Genomic DNA, 14,789 nt, shown 5'->3' with positions numbered 1-14,789 from the left:
ACAAGGTCTATTTCAGACTGCCCGATTTGACGAGATACTCGCCTATCTGGATGGCGTTGAGGGCGGCTCCCTTGCGTATCTGGTCGCCGGTGAGCCACAACGTGCAACCATTGTCATCGGCCAAATCCTTGCGAACACGGCCCACATAGACATCATCCTTGCCCGCACTCTCAAGGGGCATGGGATAAACATAGTTTTGTGGGTCGTCCACAAGTGTCACGCCGGGTGCCGACCGCAACGCGCGGCGTATCTCCTCAACACTGAGCGGCCGCTCTGTCTCAAACCATACGCTCTCAGAGTGTGAGCGCAACGAGCTGACACGCACGCAGGTGGCACTGGTGCGCACGTCTGAATGCATGATTTTTTGGGTCTCGTTGAACATCTTCATCTCCTCTTTTGTGTAGTCGGTCTCGGTCATCTTGTCTATCTGTGGGATAACATTGTAAGCCAACTGGTGGGGGAATTTGCTAATCGTGGTGACCTTGCCATGCTCCACCATCTCCTTATACTGCTGCTCAAGCTCTGCCATGGCCGCCGCGCCGGCGCCACTTGCGCTCTGGTAACTGGCCACGTGTATCTTCTTGATATGCGACAAGCGCTCTATGGGATAGAGCACCACGACCATCATGATGGTGGTGCAATTAGGGTTGGCAATGACCCCGCGTGGGCGATCGAGGGCGTCCGCCGCATTAATCTCTGGCACCACCAAAGGCACGTCACTGTCCATGCGGAAGGCGCTGGAGTTGTCTATCATCACCGCGCCATACTTGGTGATGTCGCCCGCGAACTCTTTGCTCGTGCCAGCTCCAGCCGACGTGAAAGCGATGTCCACATCCTTGAAATCATCGTTGTGTCGCAAGAGCTTAACCTCATAGTCCCTGCCCTTAAAGCTATACTTTCTGCCAGCGCTACGCTCCGAGCCAAACAGCACCAAGTCGTCTATCGGGAAATTGCGCTCCGCGAGTATTCGCATGAGTTCCTGACCCACGGCGCCACTGGCCCCAACAATTGCTACTCTCATCTTATAATACTTTTAAATATTAAAACTACGATGGGCAAAATTACGATTTTTCAACGAATAAGGGGCACAATATGAAAGTTTTTTGCCAAGAACATTTACTATCGACGACAACTTGCCACGCCATTGGAAAATAATTGCTAACTTTGCAAGAAAGTAACGAGCCTTCATGTCGCACCTCGCATCATACTTCCCCATCACCGACCCCACCCTTATTTTTTTTGTGGTGCTGCTCATCATCTTGATGGCACCTATCATCATGGGCAAGCTGCGCATACCCCACATCATAGGCATGGTGCTCGCTGGCGTACTGATAGGCCAATACGGACTGAACATCTTGGACCGAGACGCGTCGTTCGAGCTGTTTGGTCGCGTTGGACTTTCCTACATCATATTCTTGGCCGCGCTCGAAATGGACACGGGCGGGCTCAAGAAAAACAAATACAAGACACTCGTTTACGGCTGTCTCACCTTTTCCATCCCTTTCGTAACGACCTACATTATAGGTGTCAAGGCATTGGGCTACACGGCCACGGCAGCCCTGTTGTTGGCATGCATCATGTCGTCAAACACATTGGTGGCATATCCGATAGTGGGCCGGTACGGCCTGCAACGCAAGCCAAGCGTCACCCTTAGCGTGGGTGGCACGATGATAGCCCTGCTCGCCTCGCTGATTATCCTGGCCACGATAGTGTCCGCCCACCATGGCAACGGCGGGGTGGCGTATTGGATATGGTTTGTCGCAAAATTCGCTTTATATTGTGGTGGGCTGCTGTTTTTCTTGCCACGGCTCACCCGATGGTTCCTGCGCCGCTACAGTGACGCGGTGATGCAGTTCATCTTTGTGTTGGCGGAAATGTTCTTAGGAGCGGCGTTGGCCGAGCTGGTGGGATTGGAAGGCATCTTCGGCGTATTTTTCTCCGGCTTGATTCTCAACAGATATGTGCCACATGTGTCACCGTTAATGAACCGCATCGAGTTTATCGGCAACGCGCTTTTCATACCATATTTTCTCATAGGAGTGGGCATGGTGATAAACGTGAGATTGCTGTTTGAGGGTGGTGCCATTATCTACGTGGTGTTTTGCATCGTGCTCTTTGGCACGTTGGGAAAAGCCATTGCGGCGTATATAGCGTGCCACGCGTTCAGGATGCCACTGTCGTCGGGACACATGATGTTTGGCTTGACGTCGGCCCACGCCGCCGGTGCCATCGCCATCGTGATGGTGGGCATGAGGCTGAGAGACGCCACGGGCATGCCACTCGTGGACGAGGGCATGCTCAACGGCGTTATGATAACGGTGCTGCTCACCTGTGTGATTTCATCGCTCGTCACTGAACGGGCGGCGCAAAAGATAGTGCTGCGCGACAAGGAACTGCCACAAGAGGAGCGCAAGGGCGATGACGAGCGCATATTGGTGCCCGTGAAATACGCGGAAGACGCGAACAGGCTCGTGCAACTGGGCATCATGATGCGCAACGCCAAGCTGAACCGTGGCTTGGTGGCGCTGAACGTGGTGTACGATGACGAGCACATGCGCCGCAACCAAGAGCGAGGGCGGCAACTGCTGGAGCAGGTGTCGCGCTACGCAGCCAGCTCAGACACGCTGCTGCAAACGCAGGTGCGCGTGGCCGCGAACATAGCCAACGGCATCAAGCACGCCTTCAAGGAGTTTCAGGCTTCGGAGATTGTCATAGGCATGCACACCCGATCGGACAAATCGCCAAGGTTTTGGGGACAATTTCACCAAAGTCTTTTCAATGGGTTGAGCAACCAAATAATCATGGCGCGCGTCATGCACCCACTGGAAACACTAAGGCGCATACAGGTGGCAGTGCCATCGAGAGCGGAATATGAACCGGGATTTTACCGATGGCTGGAACGGTTGGCAAGGATGACGAAAAACTTGGAATGTCGCATTCAGTTTCACGGCAGGAAAGAAACGCTACAGATGATTCATGAGTTTGTGAAGAACATGCACCCCGAACTGAGGGCGGAATATATAGTGATGGAACACTGGAACGAGCTGCCCAAGCTGGCGGCGACCATCGCGCAAGACCATCTCTTCGTGGTGGTAACGGCAAGAAAAGGCACGATGTCGTATAAAAACGCCCAGGAGCGACTGCCAGAGGAACTGACAAAATATTTCTCGGGCAAGAACTTGATGATTATTTTCCCCGACCAATACGCATACGACGACACCGCATCAATGACGTTCGCGGCGTCACAGCACACTGAGGAACGCTCGGCATACATGGAGTTGCACGACTGGATAAAAGACAAGCTCAACGCCTAACCTATCGTCTGTGTCGGCGACGCGGAAAGCAACAAATATTAAAAAATACGTAAACAATCATGATAGACATTCAAGGCATTACCAAATCGTTTGGTAAACTGCAAGTGCTGAAAGGCATAGACCTGCACATTGACAAAGGAGAGGTGGTATCGATAGTGGGCCCATCGGGAGCTGGCAAGACCACATTGCTACAAATCATCGGCACATTGGACAAACCGGACAGTGGCACCGTGGTAGTGGACGGCATCGACGTGGGCCAACTGTCGAGCAAGAAGATATCAAGATTTCGCAATGAGAAATTGGGCTTTGTTTTCCAATTTCACCAGCTTTTGCCAGAGTTCACCGCAATGGAAAACGTGATGATACCTGCGTTTATTGGTGGCGCAAAAAGCAAGGAAGACAAGCAACGAGCCAAAGAACTGTTAGAGTTTATGGGCTTGGGTGAGCGGGCAAACCACAAACCCAACGAGTTGTCGGGCGGTGAGAAACAGCGCGTGGCGGTAGCGCGAGCGTTGATGAACAACCCATCGGTGATATTGGCGGACGAACCTTCGGGTAGTCTCGACACCAAGAATAAGGAGGAGTTGCACCAACTGTTCTTCGACTTGCGCGATAAGTTTGGGCAAACGTTTGTCATCGTGACCCATGACGAGGGATTGGCCGCTCTTACTGACAGGACAATACACATGAAAGACGGTCTGCTGGTGGACCATGACATCAAGGCAAGAGATGAGAGCGTGCCCGAAAACGTCAACGCTCCCACAGTGTAGATGGGCGCGCGGTAACGCAACGCGTATATTCAATCCGATAAAAGCAGAAGAAATGACAACTATAAAACTTGGTGATTATAACACGCTGAAAATGGTTAAGGTGGCCGAACGACCAAACCCACACTCGTTTGGAGGCAAGGAAACTTTTGGCATATATCTTGACGGTGGTAACGACGGAGAGATACTCATGCCTCAAAAATATGTGCCACAAGGGGTGAAAGTGGGCGACGATGTACGCTGTTTGGTCTATTTGGACCAAGATGAGCGCCCCATCGCCACGCTTGAAACACCATTGGCACGGGTTGGCGACTTTGCTTACCTGAAGGTGAACTGGGTGAATGAGTATGGCGCTTTCCTTGACTGGGGCGTGATGAAAGACGTGTTTTGCCCATTCGGCGAACAGAAAAAGCGGATGGAGATTGGCGAAAGCTATATTGTGTACCTCTATATTGACAAGGAAAGCTATCGCATAGCGGCATCGGCCAAGGTGGACCGATTTATCATTGACCTAAACGACGAGGACGACAAACGGCGCGAAGCCTTGTATAACAAAGAGAAGACGGGCAAGCCCGTAGACCTCTTGGTGTGGCAAAAGACAGACCTTGGTTTCAAGGTGATTGTGGAAAACAGGTACGCTGGACTTATCTACGAAAACCAAATATTCCAATACGTGCACACCGGAGACCGCTTGCAAGGGTATGTGCAATGCGTGAGGCCTGATGGAAAAATAGACATCGCGCTGCAACCAGCGGGCAGAAAAAACACCGTGGATTTCGCGGAAACACTACTACGATGGCTTAAAGACAACGGCGGTAGCTGCGCATTGGGTGACAAAAGCGATGCGGAAGATATCAAACGACAATTTCACGTGAGCAAGAAAACCTACAAAAAGGCTATTGGAGACTTGTACAAGCGCAGGCTAATTGTCATCGCAGAGCAAGGTATAAGATTGGTAGAGCCATAAAATGAACAGGCAAGCAGGCGCGTTCCAACAATCGTTTTTACGAAAAAAGAAACATTTTGATGAATAATATACTATGTTATTAGCAAAAATAAGCTCACGAATTACTCGTGAGCTTATTTATAATGTGCTTTTGACAGCTTGCCGATTTGGATTGATCTATTCTCCACATGTCAACAGCTCGTTATCCATGCCTGTTTCGCCGCGCGAAAAGTATAGGGGCGAAACATTATATGGCTACAGAAAATATTTCTGTAGCCATATAATACGTTTTATTGAATTTTGTTTGGTCTTTTTATTTCTTCTCTACAATTAGCGGCAAGTTTTACGCCCCATGACAGAGCGGTTGATTCCATAACTTATAGGTCATCTATGTCTTCCGCATCGATTTCACTTCCATAACGAATATCAGCTATACCTGCCCCTGGACCATATGCAGCCAACAAATTTGCAGATTCCGTAAATATGGCATGCGTTTGAGGCGCAATATATTTCCATCGTCATAACGCACGTAATAATTTCTAAATTTCGCTTAAGCGATAAATACTATTTTAACAAGGAAACGATCCCAAATATGATAGACGACAAGTGTTTATGCAAGCCATGAAGTCTGTTAGCCATCTGACTTACGGTAACTTATTCATCGACAGGCGCATGGCATGACTTCCAGTCTCAAATAAGGGTTGAATGGCACGAAAATGGAGTATTGTTATGCTTGCTCGCGAAATCTATTATATTAAAACGCGCCACCACGAATTTTGAACGCCTATATATAATAAGGCGGGATTAGAACTCCGCGTTTCTTGGTGTTCTTGCGAATGGAATGACATCGCGTATGTTTTGCATTCCCGTCACGAAGAGAATGAGCCGCTCGAAGCCCAACCCGAAACCGCCATGTGGGCAAGATCCATATTTACGGGTATCCAAGTACCAGCTGTAGCTGTTCTTATCCATGCCGCGATTCTCTATCTCACGAACAAGTTTGTCGAAATTTTCCTCACGCACCGAGCCGCCAATAATCTCGCCTATACGCGGGAACAGCACGTCCGTGCCCTGCATGGTCTTGCCGTCTGCGTTTCTCTTCATGTAGAAAGCCTTGATCTCCGCAGGATAGTCGGTCATAATGACAGGACGCTTGAAATGCTCCTCCACAAGGTAACGCTCGTGCTCGCTGCTAAGGTCCATGCCCCACTCCGTAACCGGGAACTCAAACTTGTGGCCTTTGTTGACCGCCTCTTGCAGGATATTGATACCCTCCGTATAAGTGAGGCGCACGAAACTTTCGTTGACTACCGACTCCAAAGTTTGGATAAGCGACTTGTCTATCATCTTGTTCAAGAACTCAAGGTCGTCCTTGCAATTGTCCAGCGCCCAGCGCACACAGTACTTGATAAAATCTTCCTCAAGATCCATCAGCTCTTCTTGGTCGATAAACGCCACCTCGGGCTCAATCATCCAAAACTCAGCCAAGTGCCGGGGGGTGTTGCTATTCTCGGCACGAAAGGTGGGACCAAACGTATATATGGCCCCAAGCGCCGTGGCGCCAAGCTCTCCCTCAAGCTGTCCACTTACCGTAAGGCTTGTTTTCTTGCCAAAGAAATCCCTGTCATAGTCCACTTGGCCACTTTTGGCCACACGGTCAAGGTCGAGCGTGGTCACTTGGAACATCTCGCCGGCTCCCTCCGCGTCGCTGGCCGTGATGATTGGCGTGTGAAAATAATAGAAGCCATGATCATGGAAATACTTGTGTATGGCGATAGCCATATTATGGCGAATACGAAACACCGCCCCAAAAGTGTTGGTGCGAAGCCGCATGTGCCCGTATTGGCGCATATACTCGAAGCTCTGCCCTTTTTTCTGCATGGGATAGTCGCTCGGGCACAATCCATACACCTCGATGTCTTCCGCTTGGATCTCCGAAGCCTGGCCTTTGCCCTGGCTCTCCACCAATTTTCCGGTAGCTCGTATACAAGCTCCGGTGGTTATGCTCCTCAGCATGTCCGCGTCAAACTTTTCGGGATTGGCCACCACTTGTATATTTTTGATGGTAGAGCCATCGTTGACGGCAATAAAATCCACAGCCTTGCTGCTACGGTGTGACCGAACCCATCCCTTCACCGTTATATCTTTTCCAAAATCGGCGCAGCCCAGCGCATCGACCACTTTTGTTCTTTTCATAAACTATAATCGCCTTTCCATATTATATTTTGATATCGAGTGTCAACCAACATGCGCGGCATGCCATATTTCATTCTCGGTATCACGATTTTTTACCTAAATATTTTATTCGTACATTCCACTTCTCAACATGTCCACTTCCTGTTCGGTCAAGAACCGCCAGTCGCCCCTACGAACGTTCTTTTTCGTCAGCCCGGCAAACTGCACACGGTCAAGTCTGATCACACGGTAGCCCAACGCCTCGAAGATGCGGCGCACGATACGGTTTCTGCCGCTGTGTATCTCAATGCCAACCTGCGCCTTGTCGCACTCGTCAACATATTCTATGGCGTCCGCGTGCACCTCGCCGTCTTCCAACTCAACCCCCTCCGCTATTTTCTGCAGGTCTTCCATGGACACCTTTTTGTCAAGGTACACGTGGTAAACTTTTTTCTTCAAGAATTTAGGGTGCGTGAGTTTGCTGGCCAAATCGCCGTCGTTCGTCAAAAGGAGCACTCCCGTGGTGTTTCTGTCCAATCTTCCCACGGGGTATATGCGCTCAGGGCAAGCCCCTTTCACCAAGTCCATCACCGTCTTGCGCTGTTGAGGGTCGTCACTCGTGGTGACATAGTCTTTGGGTTTGTTGAGCAACACGTAAACTTTTTTCTCCAAGGTCACCGGCTGGTCGCGAAATTTCACCTCGTCGCTACGCAACACTTTCGTGCCCAATTCCGTAACGATCTCACCATTGACCGCCACCACGCCAGCCTGTATGAACTCGTCTGCTTCCCGCCGAGAGCAGACGCCGGCGTTAGCCAAGTATCTGTTTAGCCTGATCGGCTCGTTTGGATCTATATGCTCCTCCTTGTACTCTATGCGTTTTTTCATGCTATACTTCGCGTCCGGGTCATAACCCTGACGGGACGCGTACCCGGCCGGGCGCCTGCCATAACCGCCCTGATAGCGATTGTATCCACCTTGGCGCGGCTGGTAGCCACCCTGCTGGCGCGCATAGCCTCCCGGACGAGGCTGGTAGCCACCTTGCTGACGGTTGTATCCACTTTGGCGCGGCTGGTAGCCACCTTGCTGGCGGTCGTAGCCACCTTGGCGCGGACGGTAACCAACGGCGCGTGGCTGGTAGCCCTCGCGCGGTTGGTAGCCCTCGCGTTGCTGATATCCGCCATCATTATTGTTGTAACGCGGACGGTTGTAATTATTGGGGCGCTGCTGATAGCCGCCGTCACGCTGTTGGTAACCACGCGACTGGTAACCTCCTTGGCGAGGTTGATAGCCACCACGCGGCTGGTAATTGTTGTATTGTGGGCGACCCTGCTCACCACTTCCCGATTGAAGATTGGCGCCGAAGCCCTCGGGGCGGAAACCACCCCGGTCTTGCATATTGTTGTTACGGTCACTGCTATAGGCCCGCTGCGTATGTATACGCGGGCGTTGCGACCGTGGGTTCTCTTCGCGGTAGTTGTTCTTATAGTCTGAATTGCGCTCATAGCCTTCGCGGCCGCTCTCGTTGTCTTGACCCTGCCCTGATCTTTGTTCCTGTATTTTGCTGTCTAAATCTTCTGCCATAGTTCTAACATGTTAAGCCTCTCGGCCATGGTTAATAAATGATACTATTTTTGTAAAATTAAATACCTGTATAATTTTCCGGCGTTATCGCCGTCAACTCTTTTTTCACCTCATCACTGACATTCAGTGTTTGTATAAACTCGTGTATTGTCCTCTTGGTCATTTTCTCATTGGTGCGTGTCAACGCTTTCAACGCCTCATACGGATGTGGATAGCCCTCCCGGCGCAAAACTGTCTGTATGGCCTCCGCCACGACGGCCCATGAGTTCTCAAGGTCTTGCGCCATCTTGTCTTCGTTAAGAATGAGTTTCCTCAATCCTTTCAGCGTGCTCTTGATGGCGATGACGCCATGGCCGAAAGGCACGCCAACGTTACGCAGCACCGTAGAGTCTGTCAGGTCTCTTTGCAAGCGGCTTACCGGCAGTTTGGCGGCCAAGAATTGCAACACGGCATTGGCCATTCCGAGATTGCCCTCGCTGTTCTCGTAATCTATCGGGTTCACCTTGTGTGGCATGGCACTGGACCCGACCTCGCCGGCCTTGATCTTTTGCTTAAAATACTCCATGGAAATGTACATCCAGAAATCGCGGTCCAAATCGATGATGATGGTATTGACGCGGCGCATGGCATCAAACACGGCACCCATAAAATCGTAGTTGCTGATTTGGGTTGTCCACTGCTCTCGCTGTAAACCTAATTTGTTGGCCACAAAATCATTGCCAAATTTGCGCCAGTCTATATTCGGATAGGCCACATGGTGCGCGTTGAAATTGCCTGTGGCGCCACCAAACTTGGCCGTCAACTTCACCTTTTTAAGGTCGTCGAGCTGCTCGGAAAGCCTGTAAACATAGACCATCATCTCTTTGCCCAAACGTGTAGGCGAAGCAGGTTGGCCATGCGTGCGCGCCAGCATGGAGACGTCTTTCCACTCATCCGCGTAAGTTTTGAGCTGGCTTATCAGCTCTTCCACGCAAGGACAGTACACGCGAGCGAGGGCCTCCTTGACGGAAAGCGGCACGCTGGTGTTGTTGATATCCTGCGACGTGAGTCCGAAATGAACAAATTCTTTAAAGTCGTCAAGCCCGCCTATTTGATCGAACCGTTCCTTGATGAAATATTCCACCGCTTTCACATCGTGGTTGGTAACATTCTCAATGTCCTTCACGCGCCGCGCGTCAACCTCGTCAAAGCGTTGGTAAATCGCGCGTAATTTGTCGAAAAGGCTGTGGTCGAAATTGGCAAGCTGTGGCAACGGCAACTCACAAAGCGCTATGAAATATTCTATTTCTACACGCACACGATATTTTATAAGCGCAAATTCTGAGAAATAGTCTGCCAAAGGTTCTGTTTTTCCCCTATAACGGCCATCGACAGGCGAGATGGCAGTCAACACATCAAGATTCATATATTATAATATGTATTGTATGTATGCAAATTTACGAATTAAATTCGAGATGATGCGCAGTTAGGCTTAAAAACTTTGGTAAATATAAGTTAACGCCATCATGTCTCACATAAAGTCTCTCGCGTCTATATGACAAAGTCTCACGACCGCCGTGGTCGCAAGACTTTTTAATTGGTGGGCGTTGACGGATTCGAACCGCCGACCCTCTGCTTGTAAGGCAGATGCTCTAAACCAGCTGAGCTAAACGCCCTCTAAAAAAATCCCCGCAGCCCCGAAAGACCACAGGGAAACACCCCTAAGTGGGCGTTGACGGATTCGAACCGCCGACCCTCTGCTTGTAAGGCAGATGCTCTAAACCAGCTGAGCTAAACGCCCGAGTAACTCGGATTGCGGATGCAAAGATACAATTTATATATCGCTCCACCAAACATTTACAACATTTTTTTGTTTTCACATGAAAAAATAGTCACTTGCCACACACCGCGAACCCGTCATTCACACATGCGCGCGAGTTCCAAGTGCCACGCGGTTTGGCGCAAACAAAAACATTATCGTAAGCGACAACATCCCCCCTTGTTTTTTTTGGCGAAACACCAAGCGCGCATTTCCTTTCCACCTGACCGCCAGCGTCTTGGCATCAAATTATCCATGATTTAAGGATTTGTAAACAAGCTCAACAAAAAAAGTCCTCGCGCGGCCCGCTCTTAGCGTGAGCCTGCCCAAGGAATGGCATGGCGAGAGGCAACGACGCGCGTGCCGGGCCAGAAGCGCGAAACAATCACCGGAAACGCCTTTCTTGCGGACGATTTTGCCTTTCGGGGTTAAACGCGGAATGCCAAGGCCGAAAATCGGCATGTCAAAGCCTGCCGGCCTTTGGGATTAGTATCTAATTGCGACGCGGTTAGTGTCTAAACGCAGCCTGATTGGTATCTAAACGAAACGTGATCAATATCCAATCGCGACGCGATCAATATCCAATCGCGACGGGATTAGCGTCCTTACGAAAAGTTGCCATGTCATTGTCATACATGGGGCGAACAGCTTGCAAAACCCAATAAAAAAAGAGCGCACCGACAAACGGTACGCTCAGTTTGTAATTTTTGGGAACTCCTAATTTCTTTTTGTCAAATGATCAGGAGAAAATGATGATGTTACTCAGAAACCTGAACTGTGGCGCGACGGTTGAATGAGATTGGAGAGAGCTCATCAACGCCACCATGACCCACGGCAGTGATGTTGCCACGCTCCACGCCCATCTTGACAAGCTCGTCAGCAACAGTCGCGGCACGGCCCTCAGACAGTCTTTGGTTAATCTCGGGAGTACCGGTGGCGCTATCAGCGTAACCGTTTACGAGCAACTTGCTACCGTTTTCTTTAGCGTATTTTGCGATAGCGGCAACATTTACAAGATCCTTTTGAGAGGCGATGTTGGTACGGTTGATGTTGAAGAACACAGATACCGGAGTGGTAACAAACTCCTTGACAGCCTTGTTCGATTCTTGCTTGGGCTGATTGGCCAACAAGTTCTTCAGACGGGCGTTCTCCGCGTTAGCGTCATTGAGCTGAGCGTTGAGAGCGTCTATCTGGCTCTGGGATAGAGCCTTGATAGCGTCAACATCTGGCACCTTGTCCCAAGTGGCGGCACCAAGATTGAACGTCAAACCTACCTCGGCGTACAAATCGTTGTCCTTGTCTTCCCATCCGCGGTTAAGGCGAGTGTCTGCCAAAGAAGTGCCCTGATACAAGGAGAAATCTTCCTCAAGGCGATTCCAGCCTGCCTCCACATAGAAGTTGACGTGCTTGCCAAGACGCCATGTAGACTGGATACCTGCGTCAAGATGCATGGCATAGAGGTCGTCGCTCATGTTACGAGCCACGCCACCACCCACGAACGGAATGACATTCCAAACACGATTTGGGTTGTAGCCACAGAGGAGGTTGCTCAAGTTGAACATGACGTGCTCGCTCAGGATCCACATGTCGAATGTTTCGCGCTCGCCAACGCTCTTAGGAGCAATCTTCTTGCCCTGCCAAGCCTGCAACTTCGTGCGGAGGCCCAAGCCGGGAGTGAACCACTTGCCGATGGCAACATGGGCGCCAAACGTACGGCGATCTTTAGAGAGGACGCCCGCGCGCTTGTCAAAACGGCCATGCTCCTCGTCTGTATACCACGCGTGGTAGTCACCACCTAATTGAATAAACCAATTGCTCCAAAAAGAATTGGTAGCAACACTGTACTTTTGCAAAGGCGTTGCCTCCTGGGCGTTAGCACCCGTAAACATACCGGCGAAAGCCAATGCGATTAACGTTTTTTTCATAATCTTTTGTTTTTTAATGATCAAATATATAGCATTTTAAATCATTCGCGCACTTTAACGTGGGGCAAAGTTAATAATATTTTTTAATTCAAACGAACTTTGCGCACATATTTAATTAAAAAAAACAAGAATTATTTTAATTCTACACAAGCATTGTCCATTTTGCTTTAAACTTAACGCAACATTTGCTCTATGTCGTTTTGTTTTAAGATATATAGCACGCGTTTTCCATCAGGGGTGTAGTTCACGTTGGAACATACGAACAAATTGTTGACGATATTTTCCATCTCATCATTGCTCAACGCCTGTCCGTAAGGTATTGCGGCGGCGCGCGCCATGCTCAGCGCTATGGCGTCGTTGATCTCTTGATTAGCGGCGACGCCCCTGTCTTGCACGGATTGGAGCATGTCATGGAGCAAACATAGCACGTCCACGCCCTCCAACCCTTCTGGCATGGCATTGATAGCGTAGGTGCCGCCCCCAAGATTGGCAAGCTCAAAACCCATGGCCGAGACCTCCTCGGCTATGGTTTGGTACAGCGTGTCTTCTTGCACGGACAACTGGATGGTATCGGGGAAAAGCATTTTCTGCGCGTGCACAGCTTGCGTGGCAAGCTGTTTCCGATAGTAATCGAACAAGATACGAATGTGCGCGCGATGCTGGTCCACGACCATCAGTCCGGATTTGACGGCGGTCATGATGTATTGCCCCTTGTATTGATAATGCGCGGGCGATTTCTCGGCGATGAGACTGTCAGCAGCCTCGGTCGCCGTTTCGGGAAACAGCGTGTCATGTTGTCGGTCGCTCCCTGCGTCAATGTCGTCATAGAGTTGTTCCCATTGGCTTGGAATATGCGAGCGTATAATTTGGTCGGCATCACCTTTAGACGGTTTGGGGGCTTTTGGAGAGTGGGGGCAAGGCGCCTGCATGCTGTCAAAGGGGTTGTAAGTGGGGTTGTATTCCACCTTGGGCGCCTCCGCGTGGTTATTGGGATTAAAGATGGGAATGTCCGGCTTGCCCTCGGTGTCAAAGTCTATCGTAGACACATTGTTAAACCTGCCGACAGCGTCTTTGACCGCGGCGAGGACGATTTGCCAGATAGCTTGCTCGTTCTCAAATTTTATTTCGGTTTTGGTGGGATGTATGTTGACGTCGATATCCTTTGGGTCCACGTCGAAATAAAGGAAATAAGGCACTTGGTCACCTTGAGGCACGAGGCGGTCAAAAGCCGTCGTGACAGCCTTGTGGAAATAGGGATGGCGCATGTATCGGCCATTGACAAAAAAATATTGGTGCGCCCCTTTTTTGCGAGCGGACTCGGGTTTGCCCACAAATCCATTGAGACCGCACATGGATGTCTCGACGTTGACAGGCAAAAGATCTTGGTTGATACGTTTGCCAAAAATGTCGACAATGCGCTGGCGCAAGCCTCCGGCCCTGAGATTGAACATCTCCGAGTTGTTGCTCCTTAACGAGAAAGCCACATCCGGATATACGAGGGCTATACGTTGAAACGCCGTAATGATGTGATTGAGCTCGGTATTGTTCGACTTGAGAAATTTCCTACGCGCGGGCACGTTGTAAAACAAGTTTTCGATGAGGAAATTGGAACCGACGGGACAGGCGCATGGCTCCTGATCTTTGAAGCGAGAACCGGCTATCGACAGCTGCGTTCCTATTTCCTCATTGCGCGTGCGCGTCTTCAGTTGCACCTGGGCAACGGCAGCGATAGAGGCCAAAGCCTCACCCCTAAATCCCATTGTTCGAAGGTTGAAAAGATCGTCGGCCAAGCGAATTTTGGAAGTGGCGTGGCGCTCAAAAGACAAACGAGCGTCGGTTTCGGACATGCCTTTCCCGTCATCTATCACTTGGATGGAAGCGCGGCCAGCCTCCACCACGCTCACGTCCACCGTCTTGGCGTCAGCGTCCAAGGCATTTTCCATCAGCTCCTTGATAACAGACGCAGGCCGTTGTATCACCTCGCCGGCCGCTATCTGATTGGCTACGGAATCGGGTAAAAGATGGATGACATCACTCATATTATCAATATTATCAGCAATAAAACGAATAAGGATATTAAAACAAGGAGCGTGACCGTACTTGAAAGCGAAGACTTGGCATGCCGTCGATGGCGCGATTGCCACTCGGCGGCAAACCTGACGCGGCGCGGCGCGCTCGCGGCCGCGCCTTTTGTAGACATGCCTAACTCTTGCCGCGCGCGCGCTTCTATCCGCGCCAATCGATCCTTGCGCTCGTCGCTATAAATCATCGGATGTTTAA

10 protein-coding genes and 2 tRNA genes are annotated in these 14,789 nt (G+C 50.4%); 4 read left to right on the top strand and 8 right to left on the bottom strand.

Translation table 11 applies throughout. The features are described 5' to 3' along the window. Positions 1-7 precede the first annotated feature (7 nt). Positions 8-1,021 (bottom strand): aspartate-semialdehyde dehydrogenase, encoded by a 1,014-nt coding sequence (locus HMPREF1640_RS03765; protein WP_036892529.1) that lies wholly within the window; start codon positions 1,019-1,021, stop codon positions 8-10. A 166-nt stretch (positions 1,022-1,187) separates the two neighbouring features. Here HMPREF1640_RS03765 and HMPREF1640_RS03760 point away from each other — a divergent pair, with 166 nt between their 5' ends. The 3 genes from HMPREF1640_RS03760 to HMPREF1640_RS03750 are packed head-to-tail and all read left to right on the top strand — an operon-like array spanning position 1,188 to position 5,048. Beyond that, entirely contained in the window at positions 1,188-3,314 is a 2,127-nt protein-coding gene (locus HMPREF1640_RS03760) for a cation:proton antiporter (RefSeq protein ID WP_036892527.1), read from the top strand. Positions 3,315-3,373: 59 nt separating this feature from the next. Continuing rightward, complete coding sequence (locus HMPREF1640_RS03755) at positions 3,374-4,084, top strand: ABC transporter ATP-binding protein (RefSeq protein ID WP_036892526.1); 711 nt, start codon at positions 3,374-3,376, stop codon at positions 4,082-4,084. Between the two features lie 52 nt (positions 4,085-4,136). Beyond that, positions 4,137-5,048, top strand: a complete 912-nt coding sequence (locus HMPREF1640_RS03750) for a S1 RNA-binding domain-containing protein (RefSeq protein WP_036892524.1) — start codon at positions 4,137-4,139, stop codon at positions 5,046-5,048. 783 nt (positions 5,049-5,831) lie between these two features. On the opposite strand, the gene asnS is transcribed toward HMPREF1640_RS03750, so the two are convergent. From asnS to mutL, 7 genes are all read right to left on the bottom strand, one after another. After that, positions 5,832-7,223 carry an asparagine--tRNA ligase gene (gene asnS / locus HMPREF1640_RS03745; protein ID WP_036892523.1) on the bottom strand — a complete coding sequence of 464 codons (1,392 nt, stop codon included), beginning with the start codon at positions 7,221-7,223 and terminating at the stop codon, positions 5,832-5,834. A gap of 105 nt (positions 7,224-7,328) precedes the next feature. Continuing rightward, a complete protein-coding gene (locus HMPREF1640_RS03740; RefSeq protein ID WP_036892522.1) occupies positions 7,329-8,786 on the bottom strand; it encodes a pseudouridine synthase in 1,458 nt (485 codons plus the stop codon). Positions 8,787-8,844: 58 nt separating this feature from the next. After that, positions 8,845-10,191: an adenylosuccinate lyase gene (purB, locus tag HMPREF1640_RS03735; protein ID WP_036892521.1), complete on the bottom strand. Its 1,347-nt coding sequence runs from the start codon at positions 10,189-10,191 to the stop codon at positions 8,845-8,847. A 172-nt stretch (positions 10,192-10,363) separates the two neighbouring features. After that, positions 10,364-10,441, bottom strand: a tRNA-Val gene (locus tag HMPREF1640_RS03730). Between the two features lie 50 nt (positions 10,442-10,491). After that, positions 10,492-10,566, bottom strand: a tRNA-Val gene (locus tag HMPREF1640_RS03725). A gap of 776 nt (positions 10,567-11,342) precedes the next feature. Further along, positions 11,343-12,509 carry an OmpA family protein gene (locus tag HMPREF1640_RS03720; protein WP_036892519.1) on the bottom strand — a complete coding sequence of 389 codons (1,167 nt, stop codon included), beginning with the start codon at positions 12,507-12,509 and terminating at the stop codon, positions 11,343-11,345. A 173-nt stretch (positions 12,510-12,682) separates the two neighbouring features. Next, positions 12,683-14,548: a DNA mismatch repair endonuclease MutL gene (gene mutL, locus HMPREF1640_RS03715; RefSeq protein ID WP_036892517.1), complete on the bottom strand. Its 1,866-nt coding sequence runs from the start codon at positions 14,546-14,548 to the stop codon at positions 12,683-12,685. On the opposite strand from mutL, the gene HMPREF1640_RS03710 reads away from it, so the two are divergent. Next, entirely contained in the window at positions 14,531-14,773 is a 243-nt protein-coding gene (locus tag HMPREF1640_RS03710) for a hypothetical protein (RefSeq protein WP_036892515.1), read from the top strand. The two genes, mutL and HMPREF1640_RS03710, sit on opposite strands and share 18 nt — an antisense overlap. Positions 14,774-14,789 lie beyond the last annotated feature (16 nt).

It is taken from the genome of Prevotella sp. S7-1-8, assembly GCF_000758925.1.
Classification (GTDB): Bacteria; Bacteroidota; Bacteroidia; order Bacteroidales; family Bacteroidaceae; genus Prevotella.
Note: the sequence above shows the minus strand (reverse complement) of the source record. Positions and strands in the feature narration are given on the sequence as shown.

What these genes read in the sequence shown, in the direction of transcription:
- HMPREF1640_RS03740 (WP_036892522.1), bottom strand. Translation starts at nt 8,786, where the DNA reads ATGGCAGAAGATTTAGACAGCAAAATACAGGAACAAAGATCAGGGCAG.
- asnS (WP_036892523.1), bottom strand. Translation starts at nt 7,223, where the DNA reads ATGAAAAGAACAAAAGTGGTCGATGCGCTGGGCTGCGCCGATTTTGGA.
- HMPREF1640_RS03765 (WP_036892529.1), bottom strand. Translation starts at nt 1,021, where the DNA reads ATGAGAGTAGCAATTGTTGGGGCCAGTGGCGCCGTGGGTCAGGAACTC.
- HMPREF1640_RS03750 (WP_036892524.1), top strand. Translation starts at nt 4,137, where the DNA reads ATGACAACTATAAAACTTGGTGATTATAACACGCTGAAAATGGTTAAG.
- HMPREF1640_RS03720 (WP_036892519.1), bottom strand. Translation starts at nt 12,509, where the DNA reads ATGAAAAAAACGTTAATCGCATTGGCTTTCGCCGGTATGTTTACGGGT.
- HMPREF1640_RS03760 (WP_036892527.1), top strand. Translation starts at nt 1,188, where the DNA reads ATGTCGCACCTCGCATCATACTTCCCCATCACCGACCCCACCCTTATT.
- mutL (WP_036892517.1), bottom strand. Translation starts at nt 14,548, where the DNA reads ATGAGTGATGTCATCCATCTTTTACCCGATTCCGTAGCCAATCAGATA.
- purB (WP_036892521.1), bottom strand. Translation starts at nt 10,191, where the DNA reads ATGAATCTTGATGTGTTGACTGCCATCTCGCCTGTCGATGGCCGTTAT.
- HMPREF1640_RS03710 (WP_036892515.1), top strand. Translation starts at nt 14,531, where the DNA reads ATGGATGACATCACTCATATTATCAATATTATCAGCAATAAAACGAAT.
- HMPREF1640_RS03755 (WP_036892526.1), top strand. Translation starts at nt 3,374, where the DNA reads ATGATAGACATTCAAGGCATTACCAAATCGTTTGGTAAACTGCAAGTG.